Annotated in this window: 15 protein-coding genes; 6 read left to right on the top strand and 9 right to left on the bottom strand. The window is 63.7% G+C overall.

Annotation, left to right across the window (positions count from 1 at the left end; genetic code table 11):
• Positions 1 to 10: 10 nt before the first annotated feature.
• From QMC96_03075 to QMC96_03045, 7 genes are read right to left on the bottom strand one after another with little or no spacing between them, the layout of a single operon-like run.
• Positions 11 to 697 carry a DUF166 family protein gene (locus tag QMC96_03075; GenBank protein ID MDI6875737.1) on the bottom strand — a complete coding sequence of 229 codons (687 nt, stop codon included), beginning with the start codon at positions 695 to 697 and terminating at the stop codon, positions 11 to 13.
• A gap of 22 nt (positions 698 to 719) precedes the next feature.
• Positions 720 to 1073 (bottom strand): putative zinc-binding protein, encoded by a 354-nt coding sequence (locus QMC96_03070; protein ID MDI6875736.1) that lies wholly within the window; start codon positions 1071 to 1073, stop codon positions 720 to 722.
• Positions 1074 to 1075: 2 nt separating this feature from the next.
• Entirely contained in the window at positions 1076 to 1849 is a 774-nt protein-coding gene (locus tag QMC96_03065) for an NAD(P)-binding domain-containing protein (GenBank protein MDI6875735.1), read from the bottom strand.
• Between the two features lie 48 nt (positions 1850 to 1897).
• Positions 1898 to 2359, bottom strand: coding sequence for a putative zinc-binding protein (locus tag QMC96_03060; GenBank protein MDI6875734.1), 462 nt, complete (start codon positions 2357 to 2359; stop codon positions 1898 to 1900).
• A gap of 1 nt (position 2360) precedes the next feature.
• Positions 2361 to 2597, bottom strand: coding sequence for a thioredoxin family protein (locus QMC96_03055; protein MDI6875733.1), 237 nt, complete (start codon positions 2595 to 2597; stop codon positions 2361 to 2363).
• Between the two features lie 30 nt (positions 2598 to 2627).
• A complete protein-coding gene (locus QMC96_03050) occupies positions 2628 to 2891 on the bottom strand; it encodes a hypothetical protein (protein ID MDI6875732.1) in 264 nt (87 codons plus the stop codon).
• Position 2892: 1 nt separating this feature from the next.
• A complete protein-coding gene (locus QMC96_03045; GenBank protein ID MDI6875731.1) occupies positions 2893 to 3981 on the bottom strand; it encodes a permease in 1089 nt (362 codons plus the stop codon).
• 193 nt (positions 3982 to 4174) lie between these two features.
• Here QMC96_03045 and QMC96_03040 point away from each other — a divergent pair, with 193 nt between their 5' ends.
• From QMC96_03040 to QMC96_03030, 3 genes are all read left to right on the top strand, one after another.
• Positions 4175 to 4537 carry a metalloregulator ArsR/SmtB family transcription factor gene (locus QMC96_03040; protein ID MDI6875730.1) on the top strand — a complete coding sequence of 121 codons (363 nt, stop codon included), beginning with the start codon at positions 4175 to 4177 and terminating at the stop codon, positions 4535 to 4537.
• A 131-nt stretch (positions 4538 to 4668) separates the two neighbouring features.
• Complete coding sequence (locus QMC96_03035) at positions 4669 to 4971, top strand: HgcAB-associated protein (protein ID MDI6875729.1); 303 nt, start codon at positions 4669 to 4671, stop codon at positions 4969 to 4971.
• Positions 4968 to 5798 (top strand): arsenite methyltransferase, encoded by an 831-nt coding sequence (locus QMC96_03030; protein ID MDI6875728.1) that lies wholly within the window; start codon positions 4968 to 4970, stop codon positions 5796 to 5798. Before QMC96_03035 ends, QMC96_03030 begins: the two co-directional genes overlap by 4 nt.
• A gap of 306 nt (positions 5799 to 6104) precedes the next feature.
• Here QMC96_03030 and QMC96_03025 read toward each other — a convergent pair whose 3' ends face one another.
• Positions 6105 to 6500, bottom strand: coding sequence for a DUF6448 family protein (locus tag QMC96_03025; protein MDI6875727.1), 396 nt, complete (start codon positions 6498 to 6500; stop codon positions 6105 to 6107).
• 402 nt (positions 6501 to 6902) lie between these two features.
• On the bottom strand, positions 6903 to 9791 hold the full coding sequence (gene ppdK / locus QMC96_03020) for a pyruvate, phosphate dikinase (protein MDI6875726.1): 2889 nt from the start codon (positions 9789 to 9791) through the stop codon (positions 6903 to 6905).
• A 291-nt stretch (positions 9792 to 10082) separates the two neighbouring features.
• On the opposite strand from ppdK, the gene QMC96_03015 reads away from it, so the two are divergent.
• The 3 genes from QMC96_03015 (at position 10083) to QMC96_03005 (ending at position 12639) form a co-directional block, all read left to right on the top strand.
• Entirely contained in the window at positions 10083 to 11252 is a 1170-nt protein-coding gene (locus tag QMC96_03015) for a hypothetical protein (GenBank protein MDI6875725.1), read from the top strand.
• Between the two features lie 224 nt (positions 11253 to 11476).
• The gene (locus QMC96_03010) at positions 11477 to 11761 is read left to right on the top strand and encodes an ATP cone domain-containing protein (protein MDI6875724.1); all 285 of its coding nucleotides are present in this window, start codon (positions 11477 to 11479) and stop codon (positions 11759 to 11761) included.
• 707 nt (positions 11762 to 12468) lie between these two features.
• Positions 12469 to 12639, top strand: a complete 171-nt coding sequence (locus QMC96_03005; GenBank protein MDI6875723.1) for a hypothetical protein — start codon at positions 12469 to 12471, stop codon at positions 12637 to 12639.
• The last annotated feature ends 746 nt before the right edge of the window (positions 12640 to 13385 follow it).

Here is a 13385-nt window from a genome sequence, read left to right as displayed (position 1 = left end):
TATTGAAAGCTCACAGATGCTCCACTTTTTGCTTATAGATCTCCTCGACTTCGTCGGCAAACGCCCGCAGCTGGTTCTGGTCAGCCTCGGACGAACGGCGGATCGCATCCAGCAGTTCCCGCATCTGGAGGACGCCGGCCACCTCCTTGTCGCAGGTCTTCCCGAACCTCGGGGCCCGGCAGAAGTGGCAGATCCGCAGCCCGAAGTGGCGGATCGCCTCCGGCGTGACCGGCTGGCCGACGAGTTCGGCGGCAGCGGCAACTGTCGAGCCGCAGGGGGATCCCCGCAGCACCCGGACCATTTTGAACCGCCCGTCCTCGATCTCCACCTCGAAGCGCGGTCTGCCGAAGACCCGGGTGTACTCGTTCACCGCGTCCATCCAGGTGTTGTCTTCGAGAGAGCACATGGTCAGCGGTGCGACCACGTTCTCGTTCGCTTCCCGCACCTGCCGCAGGAATCCCGGCCCGAAACTGATCCCGAGGATGGTGGGCACCCCCTTCTCCGCGATGGCGCGGGCAACATCCGGGTGCCGGGCATACGAGATGTAGAGGTCGCACTTCGGGATGTCCAGGTCCAGGTCGTCCACCACGGGGGAGGCGAAGTACGGCACCCGGATGAACTCCACGGGGAACTTCTCACCGATGACCTCATAGGCCCGGTCCCCGAACTTGCCGTCGCTTAAAATACAGATCTTCACACTTTGCACTCTCCGTACGCTCCTAGCGGAGGCCTCCCAGGATGCGGGCGACCTCCCGCATCACCTGTTCGATCTCCCCGTACTGCACATCGGCCATGCCGTTCTTCACCACGCCGCACTCGGTTGCCACGACGTGGCAGCGGCAGGGGAGCCCAACCCCGGCAGCCCGGATCTTCTTCGTTGCACAGCAGTCCGAACAGCCGTCGATCACCACGAGCTCCTCGGCGTCCCCGGCGCACGCCTGGATCTCACCGGGGGGTTTCTGTGCCTTCACCCAGACGAAGGCCCCGGGCCGGGACCGCATGAGCGCCGTGGCGACCTGCGTCGTCAGCTTGCCGGTGTTGGAGATCCCCGAACAGGTGACGATCAGTCTCACGGCTACCCCTTCAGCATCGCGTACATGCCCCGCAGCCGTCTCTCGTAGCAGTCCCGGATGACCGCCTCGTCCTCGCCCAGGGGTTTTACCGGCACGAGATCCATCACCCCGGCAGGCGTGAGTCCCGATCCTGCCATCGTCGCGATCGCCCCCTCGGCCATCTTCAGCACGCCCTCGGCCGCCGCGCTCGCCGGAAGCCCGAACGCGACTCCCAGCTTCGTCAGCGCATCGAACTGGAACCAGAGGTAGGTCGGCCCCATCGCGGTCAGCACGGCATACGCCTCGAGGTGCTCCTCGGGCACTTCCGGGCAGTCGCCCAGGGGCGCGAGGAGCGCGACGATCCTGCTGCGTTCCTGCCCCGAGAGCGCCGGGGAGAAGGCGATTGGATTGTATCCCCTGCCGACGACCGATGCAGCGTTCGGGATCATCCGTACGATCCGCTGGAACCCGCCGAGCATCGACGCGATCCGGGCGATCGAGACCTTCGGCATCAGCGAGACCACGATCGTGCCGGGTTGCAGCACCGGCACGATCTCGGCGAGGATGGCTGGTGCCACGGGCGGATGTACGGCGAGCAGCACGATATCCTGATATGCCGCATCTGGATTTGCACCCGGTATCGCGTGAATCCCGGGGAACCGGCTCTGCAACTCCCGCAGGGAATCTGCACTCGGATCGCTCACCACGACACGCTCCGGCATTCTGCCGGCGTGCTGCCATCCACCCAGGAGGATCCGGGCGACCCGTCCTCCCCCGATAAACCCGATTGACGTCATCAAACCATCCTTTTTTCTGATTGGCTACATCATTGCGCCGAAAGATCTTCAACAGGGCCCGTCGCAGCCGCACCCGCAGCCGCTGGAAGGCCCAGCGGACGGCTCTCTCTTTTTGGTGCTTCTCCGCCTCCCCTCGCCGCGCCACACCGCCGCGACGACCGTCTCGATATCGTCCTCCGTATAGGAGCGGGACGGCCCTTTCTCGATCCCGCACTCGGTGACAATGACGTGCTGGGCCGGGACGATGCCCTGCGCTTCCGCGATCTTCTTCGCACAGACCGCCGGGCACCCGTCGATCACGACCACCTCGTCGGCATTCTTCGCGTTCTTCACGAGCCCTTCGGCCCCGGTCGCCAGCAGCGCGACGCAGGCGATGCTACCGAACCCTTCCTCGGTCAGCCGGACCGCGGCGATGTTCGAGAGCTGCCCCGTATTTGCCTGGCCGGCGCAGGGAAAGACGATCCGTCGCGGTTCATCTGCTCCGCACGAGCATGTCGGTGTTTCTGTCATGTTACCCCTGCAGCAGCTCCTTGAGCTCCTCGACGCAGGGCACGCGGCCCACCACCTTCTCTTCGCCGTCGATGAAGACGGCGGGGGTGAGCATCACCCCGCGGCTCATGATCTCGGTGATGTCGTCCACTTTCCGGATATCAGCCTGGATCTTGAGCTCTTTCACCGCTTCCTCCACGTTCCTGATCGTCCGCCTGCACTTCGGGCATCCGGTGCCCAGCACCTCAATTGTGACCATCATATCTCCCCTTGGTTCTCGATCCCATCGTTATTCCTCATCGTGGGATACATACTTCTTATACTCCTCATAAATTGCTGCCGCATAAGCGTGTTCAGCGCTCCGCGGGATGTAGTTGTAGATCTTCACCCGCTTCACCAGCTCCGCGACGATCTGCTCATCTCCCCCGAGATCCAGAGCTGCAACCTCCTCGATGATGGGCTCCAGCCAGGCGATCCCGACGGTCTTTCCGTCCACGGAGAGCGGCTTCACCCGGCGGAGGGCCTCCGCGGCGCAGCAGGGCTTCTTCTCCACCTCAGCACCACCCTGCCGGAATGAATCCCTGCACGTTGCCGAAGAGGACCCCGGCGAGCGTGGAGAGGATCACGACGAGGACCACGTACGCAGCCGTCTTCCGCCCGCCCAGGATCCGGTAGAGCACCAGCATGCTCGGCAGGCTGATCGTCGGCCCGGCCAGGAGAAGCGCGAGCGCCGGGCCGGCTCCCATGACCCCGACGGAGTAGCCGAACGTCGTCCCGATGATGGGCACTTCCAGGAGCGTGGGCATGTAGAGGAACGCACCCAGGATCGATGCCAGGAAGCACGATATGATGGAGTTGCCCCCGAGGAAGGGGCGGAAGGTCTCCGGCGGCAGGAAGAAGGCAATGATCCCGACGACGAACGTTCCCGCGATCAGGATGGGGAAGATCCTTTTTGTGAGGTCCCAGGTCTCCAGCCCCCACTCGGTCACCTCGTCCCGCTCGAAGTAGTAGACGAGCAGGATCGCAACGCCGAGCGTCAGGGCGTAGAGAATGGGGAACTTGATGAACCAGTCGATCTGTGCGGCGCCGACGACCAGGATCCCGACGAGCAGGGCGAAGAACAGAAGCGTGATCCGGTTCGACCGCTCCTCGCAGACGGCACCGCCCACCGGCACCACCGGCGCCTTCTTCGCCTCCCCGTCGTAGCTCCGGAAGAGGAATGCCATGGCAAGCCCGAGGAGGACCGAGAGGAGCACGGCTGAGACCGCCCGGGCAAGCCCGAGATCCGCCCCCAGGACCCTCGCCGTATAGATGATGGCGAGGATGTTGATCGCCGGACCCGAGAAGAGGAAGGTGGTCGCCGGACCGATGCCGCTCCCCTTCTTGAGGATGCCCGCGAAGATGGGCAGAATCGTACAGCTGCATACCGCCAGGACTGTCCCCGAGACGGCGGCGATGCTGTAGGAGACGGACTTCTTCGTGTCCGCGCTGAAGTACTTCAGGATCGCGTCCTTCTTGACAAACGCCGCAATCGCCCCGGCGATGAAGAAGGCCGGCACCAGGCAGGTGAGCACGTGCGCCGAGAGGTAGTCCAGGACCGAGGCCAGCCCGGCGAGCAGCGCCCCGCTGATGGGATCAGCCATCCCTGTGCCCTCCGTCGAGTTCCTGCCCTGTTCGATGCCGGTATGGTGTTACCGTAGAGGACTCCCCCTGTGTATTCCGCCGCATCATCTTCTCCGTCGTCTCCGGGTGATTGTCGAAGTTTCAAATTATGTTGAAATAACATACCCACCATAGATTATATATCTTCGCATTTCACAATAACTTGAAATATTGATGTCCGTGAAGACAAAGGCGTGCTGGGCCGGTCTGCCGGAGCCCATCAAAGAGAGGCTCCAGGAAATGGGCGGCATTGAAGGGCTGAAAGAGAGAATCCCGAAGCGGGATGAACTCATACGCGAAGGGAAAAAATTTGGTGCGCTCTCGGATCCCATCCGCCTGACCATCCTCTACGCACTTCTCTCGCAGCCCCTCTGCGTCTGCGTGATCAGGGAGATCCTGCAGATCGCCGACTCCAAGCTCTCCTACCACCTCGGTGTGCTCCGGCAGGCGGGATTTGTGGCGAGCGAGCAGCAGGGGAACTGGATCATCTACGGGATCACGGATGCGGGCCGGGCGTGGCTCCTGAACCATCCCTGAAAGGATCCATCCGTTTTTTTATCCACCGCGGCATCCATCCGCATTTTTACCCGTCCGTAATCCCGCCCCGCGGCACTCCACAATTTCAGAATATGCAGAATATTCAGAAAATTTATCATATGCCGCATCCCATGGTACATGGCAAGACCATGAAGGAGACAGGAGAATCCTGCTGCCCGGTGCCCGGGCCCCTGAGCCGCTGCACGCTCGAAGCGATCCTGAGCGTGGACGAGCGGGGCCAGATGGTGCTCCCGAAAGAGTTGCGGGCGCGGGCGGGAATCGCTGCCGGGACGAAACTCGCAGCGGTCGGCTGGGAGAAGAACGGCGAGGTCTGCTGCATCATGCTGCTCAAGGTCGAGCGGCTGAACGAATCGGTGAAGACTGTCGTAGGACCCATGGTGAACGGGGTCCTGTCAGACGAGGCGAACAGATGACCGACGAACGGATCAAAGAGAAGGTGCGGGAGGGCTACGCCAGGGTAGCCCGGGGACGGCAGTCCTGCTGCGGTCCCGGCACATGCGGCTGCGGGTCTTTGAACAGCGCGGATGCCATCAGCCGGAAGATCGGCTATGCGGACGAGGATCTGAAGGGAGTTCCGGCCGGGGCCAACCTGGGCCTGGGGTGCGGGAACCCGGTCGCGCTCGCTTCCCTCAAACCGGGGGAGACGGTGCTGGACCTGGGTTCCGGCCCGGGGTTCGACGCCTTCCTGGCGGCCCGGCGGGTGGGTCCCGCGGGGCGGGTGATCGGGGTGGACATGACGCCGGAGATGCTTGCAAAGGCGCGGGAGAATGCACGGAAGGGAGGATTCGCAAACGTTGAGTTCCGTCTCGGCGAGATCGAACACCTGCCGGTCGCCGACAACTCCGTGGACGTGATCATCTCCAACTGTGTCATCAACCTGTCGCCCGACAAATCCCAGGTCTTCCGCGAGGCGTTCCGCGTGCTGAGACCGGGCGGTCGGCTGATGATCTCCGATACCACCCTCGTACGCCCGCTCCCGGAAGCGATCCTGCGATCGGCTGCCGCGTACGTCGGCTGCATATCGGGGGCGATCGGGAAGGAGGAGTACGTGGACAGGGTGAGAGATGCCGGATTCGAGGATGTGACCATCCTCGGTGAGACACCCATGTCGATCGACTGCATGCAGAACGATCCGACGGCACAGGCCATCCTCGGAGATCCGCGCATCCCGGAAGAGATGGTCGGCGGGATCGGCGAGTCCATCGCCAGCATCCTTATCAGCGGAAAGAAGCCGGAATAACGGCTCTGTCAAAATCCTATCGGAACGAGAACTCGCTCCGATGCAGCCAGCCGCATCTTCGCAGGGCTATCCCCCTTTGTGCGATAGCCCCCTGCGGAGTCCATCGCGGGATACGCGCAATAGCCCCCCGGAGAGGTCTTCTCCGGAACCTGAATCAACGTTCTTCCGCGCCGCTGCGCCCGGGCGAACGGTTCTGCGCACGATGCGGAGAAGGGGGAAGAGTCCGCAGGGGGTGCAGATCCCCGTCCCTCCGCCAGCGATGGTGACCGACCGCGCCCGCCGCCCCGCTTTCGTGCAGTCCCTTCGTCACCGATGCGTGGAGGTGGCGGGCGTAGACGATGAAGTTGAAGATGCCTGCACGTACGCCCGCCCGCCCTCCACGTCATCCACGGCGTACTGCTTCTTCGCCATCACGTCCCGAAACCGCCGCTGCAGATCCTCCTCGACGGCGTGGAGGACGAACCCGACCACCTCTCGGGGATCCCCTGTCTCGATAGCCCGCTCGGCGCGGGGCACCACGGGCCCTTCGTCGAGCCCGGCGGGCTTCAACCCCGTGAACGGTGCTCCCTCCCCTGCGCGCCGCACCTCGCCCTCCGCCTCCCGGGGCACCCAGATCAGGATGTAATTTGCGTTCCTCGCGAGAAGGGCTCTCTTCGCAGCCTGCACGACAGGCCCGTCCCGTGTATCGCAATGCGGTGGCATATGCGATCACTATGAACCCTCTCCCATCATACTTGCGCTTCGCGCCTGTGCTGCCGTTTCCCGCCTCCCCCCTCGCGGCTGCAGAGACCGTGCCCGCGCCGGTCCCGGTTGGCGCGGGCAGACGGCGAAGCTTCTTGCGACCCGTTCTGGGGATGGCGCTGCAGACAGGAGAGTATGATGCATCTGCGATATTCAGCCGGTTAGCACAGCTGCCAACCTGGTACAGCAGACATGGATGGCACCTGCATGCATCGGGGCAATTTCACAGGCACGAACTCTCTCGGGTATCCCCCGAAGAGCAAATTCTCTTCCACGACATCGCCGGGCTGGAAGCATGACGGAAGATCCGGACCCGGGGCAGTATTCCGTAAAAAAGGAGCGAATAATAATGGGTCAGCGGGATCAGACGCTGCCGTTTGCGTGGATCCCCGAGGGGGCAGGGAGGGAGAGCCCCGGACGGACGACGGGGCTGTCTCCTTCCAGGATGGCGGCATGGGCGGCTGCCAGGCGGGCGACGGGCACGCGGTAGGCGGAGCAGGAGACGTAGGAGAGCCCGATGCGGTGGCAGAAGCGGATGGAATCCGGATGACCGCCGTGCTCCCCGCAGATGCCCACCTTGATCTCCGGGCGGGTCTCCCGTCCCCACCGCACCGCCAGCTCCATCAGGCGGCCCACGCCCCGCACGTCCAGGACCTCGAACGGGTTGTCCTGCAGGATGTGCATGCGGTTGTACATGGGCAGGAACTTGTTCTCCGCATCCTCGCGCGAGAACGAGAACGTCGCCTGGGTCAGGTCGTTGGTGCCGAAGGAGTAGAACTCCGCCTCCTCCGCCAGGTTGTCGGCCCGCAGGCAGGCGCGGACCACCTCGAGCATGGAGCCGAACCTGACGTCCAGCCGCACCCCGTTCGCCTTCTCCACGTCCGCCCGGATCTCCTCGACCCATTCACGCACCCGCTTCAGCTCCTGGGCCGTGCAGACCTGGGGCGCCATGATCTCGGGGTGCACCTCGATGCCCGCCTTCTGGCATTCTGCGGCGGCCTCCAGGATGGCGCGGATCTGCATGGCGTAGATCTCCGGGAACGTGAGCCCGAGCCGCACGCCGCGGTGCCCCAGCATGGGGTTGATCTCGTGCAGGGCGCGGACCTTCTTCAGCATGGACTCCTTCTTCTCGATCGCCTCCTCCACCAGCGACGGTTCTGCGGGGATCCGCACCTCGGGGTGCACGTCGCGGGTGCGGTACATGAAGTCCACCGTGTCCGAGAGGACCTTGATGCCGCGCAGGACATCGCGGAGATGGCGCAGCTGGGCCAGTTCGTCGACGAGCTGCTGCTCGGTGGGCAGGAACTCGTGGATGGGGGGATCGAGGAGGCGGATGGTGACCGCCCGGGGCGCCATGATCTCGAAGATCCGCTTGAAGTCCCCCCGCTGTACGGGGAGGAGACGGTTCAGGGCGGCCTGGCGGTCCTCGCGGGTCTCGGCGACGATCATCTCCACGACGATCGGCAGGCGGTCCGCTGCGTTGAACATCCGCTCCGTGCGGCAGAGCCCGATGCCCATCGCGCCGAACTTCAGGGCCCTCGCTGCATCCTCGGGCGTATCCGCATTCGCCATCACCTGGAGCCCCGCCATCTCGTCCGCCCAGGAGAGGAGGACGGCCAGTTCCGGCGAGAACTCCGCCTCGATCATCGGGACTTCGCCGATGTACACGTTCCCCGTGGTGCCGTCGATGGTGATGCGGTCCCCTTCCTCGAACTCGCGGTCGCCGACGACCGCTCTCCGCAGCGAGACGTCCACGTGGATCCCCTCGGCGCCGGCGACGCAGGGTTTGCCCATGCCGCGCGCGACGACGGCGGCATGGGAGGTCTTGCCGCCCCGGCTCGTGAGGATGCCCTCGGAGGCGAAGAATCCGTGGATGTCCTCCGGCTTGGTCTCCTCCCGGACCAGGATCACCCGCTCTCCGCCCCGCCCCAGCTTCTCGGCGCGGTCGGCGTCGAAGACCGCGATGCCCGCCGCGGCCCCCGGGGATGCGGCGAGTCCGCGTGCGACGGGGGCTGCATCCGCCTCGGGATCCAGGCGGGGGAAGAGGAGCTGCTCGAGCAGCTCCGGCGGGATCCGCAGGATCGCCCGGCGCCGGTCGATGAGACCCTCGTTGACCATATCGACAGATGTCTTGACGAGGGCGGCGGCGTTCATCTTGCCGTTGCGGGTCTGCAGGCAGTAGAGAACCCCTCTCTCGATGGTGAACTCGAAGTCCTGGACCTCGCGGTAATGCCTCTCCAGGCGGTCGCGGAGGTCGAGGAGCTGGCGGTAGAGGTCCGGCATCTCTTCTGCCAGCGCTGCGACGGGCTTCGGCGTGCGAACCCCGGCGACCACGTCCTCGCCCTGGGCGTTCGTCAGGTACTCGCCGAAGAGGACGTTCTCGCCGCTGCCCGGGTCCCGCGTGAAGGCGACGCCCGTGGCGGAGTCGTCGCCCATGTTGCCGAATACCATGGCGACTACGTTCACCGCGGTCCCGTTCGCCATTTCGGGGGTGATCCGGAACTCACGGCGGTAGTCCACGGCGCGCTTCCCCATCCAGGAGTTGAAGACCGCCTTGATTGCGATCTCCAGCTGCTCGCAGGGATCCGCGGGGAACGGACGCCCCGTCTCCTTCTCGACGACCCGGAGGAACCGATCGGCGATCTCGCGCAGGTGCCGGGCGGTGAGTTCCAGATCCTCTCTCACGCCGCCCTCTCTCTTGACCGCCTCGAACTCGGCATCGAACTTCTCCTCCGCGACACCCAGGGCGACTTTGCCGAAGAGCTGGATGAAGCGGCGGTAGGCGTCGTATCCGAACCGTTCGTTCCCGCTCTCGGCGATCAGCCCCTGGAGCGTCCCGGAATTCAGCCCGAGGTTGAGGATGGTGTCCATCATGCCCGGCATCGAGAGGGCGGAGCCGGAGCGGACCGAGACGAGGAGCGGGTGATCCCTGCCGCCGAACTGCCGCCCGGTTTTTGCCTCGACGGCGGCAAGGGCGGCGCGCACCTGGCCGAGCAGACCGGCGGGAAGGTTGCGGTCCGGATCCTCGAGGTAGGCCCGGCAGGCCTCCGTGGTGATCACGAAACCGGGCGGGACGTTGATCCCGATCTGCGTCATCTCGCAGAGGTTCGCGCCTTTGCCGCCGAGGAGCATCCTGTCCCGGCCGTCGCCTTCGGTAAAGTCGTATACCCATCTCCTGCCCGCACGTTCCGCAGGAGATCGGGGGTCAGCATTGGTGGAGCTCTGTACATCCATCACAGAAACACTGTACATAGTATCTGAGACCCACAGGTAATATATTTTATTATTTATAAATTATCCAATATAATTAATCGTGATCGATTTCGGACACGCTCCGCGGCGCAGGCCGCAATCGAGGGATGTCCGGACGGCGATGGAGCCTCGATTCCGCCGGGAATGCGGATCCGCCCTCCATGTGCTATTTGCCAGGAAAACGGTGCAACGAGAGCGGCATTTATCGGCCTGTCGCGCGACGTCCGCGCATCGGCGATCGGTGCTTTAGATCACGGCTAACCTTTTTAACTCCGGAGACAGGTTGCGACTGTGCAGCCTGCAGCGGTCGATGCATACGTCTCGGAGATCCTGCTGGATTTTGCCCGCCGCACCGGGCTTGCACCGCCCGACGCCCATCCGCGGCGCTACCTCTGGACGGATGCGTTCGCCGTCTGCACGCTCCTGGAACTGTTCCGGCGCACGCAGGACGCGGCCTTCGGCAACCTCGCCCTGCGTCTCGTCGGACAGGTGCACCACACCCTGGGGCGGCACCGCGACGACGATCCCCGCTGCGGCTGGATCAGCGGCCTGAGCGGGCGGGAGGGCGAGCTCCATCCGACCGCCGGCGGGCTGCGGATCGGAAAGCCCCTGAACGAACGCAGTCCCGGCGAAGCCCCGGACGAGCGCCGGGAGTGGGACCGGGACGGCCAGTACTACCACTACGCAACCAAGTGGATGCATGCGCTCGGCCGGACCGCACGGGTCTTCGAAGATCCGACATACATCCGCTGGGCGCTGGAACTTGCCCGTACGACCCACGCCGCGTTCGTCTATGCCCCTCCCGCCGGCGGGCGGAAGCGGATGTACTGGAAGATGAGCATCGACCTCACCCGCCCGCTCGTCGCCGCCATGGGACAGCACGATCCCCTCGACGGCCTCGTCACCTACAGCGAGCTGCAGCTGGCGGCGCGGGACGTGGGAGCCTCCCCGCAGCCGGCTCTCGCCGCGGAGATCGCCGACATGGCTGCCATCTGCCGGGGGATGCGCTGGGAGACCTCTGATCCCCTCGGCATCGGCGGACTCCTCTTCGACGCGGCGCGAATCGCCCAGGTGATCGTCGCGGGAGGGTTCCGCTACGGATCCCTGCTGGAGTCCGTCGCGGCAGCCGCCTCGAGCGGCCTCCGGGCCTTCGCCGAAGGTGGAACCCTGCACCTGCCGGCGGAGTGCCGTCTGCCCTTCCGCGAACTGGGGCTCTCGATCGGGCTCAAAGGAGCCGATCTTCTCCGGCAGCACCTCGTCGGGGAGAACCGGGAGTCGTTCCCGGGTTCTCTGCAGCGGCGGGTCGAGTCCCTGGCAGCATACGCCCCGCTGGGTGAGGCGATCGAGCAGTACTGGATGGACGAGAGGAACCAGGAGACCGCCGCCTGGATCGAGCACCGGGATATCAACGCGGTGACGCTCGCCACCAGCCTCGCACCGCAGGGATTCCTCGCGATCTGATGTCTGGGAACGGTACACCCTCTCCCGGCGGCACCGGGCTGCCGCGCGGAGGTCTCGATGCTTCCCCTCCCCCGACCGATCGGCGCACCGACCCGTCAGCCCCTGCTGCCGGCGCCGTTCGAACCGTCGAGGCGGCGGAATGCGGGGAGGATCCGCGCGGGACCTGCCTCAACGCTTAAATACTAGAAGCTATTGAGAATAGTCGCCTTGCGAGGTGATCCACCATGGCAATGGTTCGGAAGAGAGATGGAAGTCAGGAGCCCTTCATGCAGGAGAAGATCGTCGTGAGCGCCGTGAAGTCCGGGGCTCCGCCGGAGTACGCCCGTGAGATTGCGCGGGACGTCGAGCGGAGCGCAGGCGAAGGGGTGAGCACCGGCGAGATCCGCCAGCAGGTTCTCGAGAAGCTGCGGACCCGCAACCCGGAGTGGGAGCGGAACTGGCTGGTCTACGACGAGGCGGTGAAGAAGCGGGGAGCGGGAGGACAGCCCGCCGCAGTGTCTGCGAGCTGAAGGGGGAGGGGGCGTATCGCCCTTTCAACATCCCTTATCTTTCTGCGTCCGTAATCAACCATGCCTGTTTTTGGCTGGCATGAAAACCCCCTATAGATACGCAAAGCGACCGCTCGACCAACCTGCTTTTCTTCGCTTCCGATCGTCACTCGGCGTTCAGATTCCGAACGATGTATCCTGCCCGAGCAAGGAGTTGGATCATCTCGTTATGATCGATTCCCGGTTCGGAACGGATCTTGGGTAGTTTCACTTTCTTCGCCGTTCCCGGCGATTCTGCGTACATCTCACGATTCGCGAGGAGATGATGAATAATTGAAAAAAACCTTCCGCGCCAGCGCCACAATCGCCTTTTTACACCCTATTCGTGAACGGATACGGAGAAAGAACTGTTTCAGCAGATTTGGTTTGCCACGGGCAATCGTTTGCGCCGCTTCGACGAGCATCGTCCTGAGAAATTTCGATCCTCGTTTGGTGATGAGTCCGTGTGCGGTTTTTCCTGCAGACGCATATACTGCCTGTGCGAGTCCTGCCCGGCTCACCAGGCGCTTCGGAGTGGCAGACTGGTTGACATCACCGATCTCAGCGAGAATTGCCGAGCCAATGGTGTACCGGATACCCCGGAACGCTCATAACGACCTCCGGGGATTCCGGGTACCGGCGAGATGTCTGAGGATTGCCTCTTCATACCGAGCAATGCGAGAGTCATGATGCCCGACGGACTCGAGGGATTGCCAAATGACAAAGAGATCGGTTTCACCGAGTTCCCCACAGATGGCCCGTTCGATCTCGTCTCTCTTCTTGAGAATTCGAGGCTCGTGAATGGTTTCCAGGATGCGCTCGATCGGGTTTCCCCCGACGAGGCCGGTGATAATCAATAGTTTGGATTTCCCAAAGATACCGAAAAGGCCCTCTGACAACCGGATGCCATTCCTCACCAGCAGTTTATGGATCCTGCTTTCATGGATTGTTCGTTCTTCGACCCGTTGCCGGTGAGTCCTCGTGCGTTCGCGGATTTCACGGATGTTTCACGGCGGGCCAGCAACTCCGTTAAACTGCCAAACACCGTAGAGAATTGACGGATCGTCGAATGACCCGTCACTCCGGGTATACTGCTCCCGAAATGTAGGACCTGTGGACGTCTGATCCACAGGCTGTATCCGCGCGGGGATACAAGTTCCATTCGCCCCCCCTGAGATTCGGCGGGTAGAGGCGGCGTGGTAGAGATAGACGGATCTCCGTGCTCGCAGCACACTCATCGATTCGGAACCACGATCAAGCTCTGTAACAGGTTTCAGGACCCAAGCCGAAATTGGCCTGATCTGCCTCTACCCACGCAACATTCTCCCAGAAGTAAAAAGATACGGGTCGACTATCACCCGTTTTCGTGCTCATCGATGAGCCTCCGGTTCATGGCGTGCTCTGCTGAAATCCGCATCGGAGGGGGGTAATGATCCGGGGCGGCATATTCTCAGGAAAGGCCCCCCTGTGCGATGGCCCCGATCGGGAGAGGCCAACGCGGGTCTGGATCCTGAATACCGATGATGGTGAAACATCCCTATCGCACGAAGGTGGGGGAGGGGCAAGACCCCTCCCCTGGGGATGCTAGAACGCCGGCAACCTCGAT

The sequence above is a fragment of the Methanomicrobiales archaeon genome (assembly GCA_030019205.1).
Taxonomy (GTDB): Archaea; Halobacteriota; Methanomicrobia; order Methanomicrobiales; family JACTUA01; genus JASEFH01.
The sequence above is the reverse complement of the archived record's forward strand: the minus strand, read 5'-3'. Positions and strand labels throughout refer to the sequence as shown.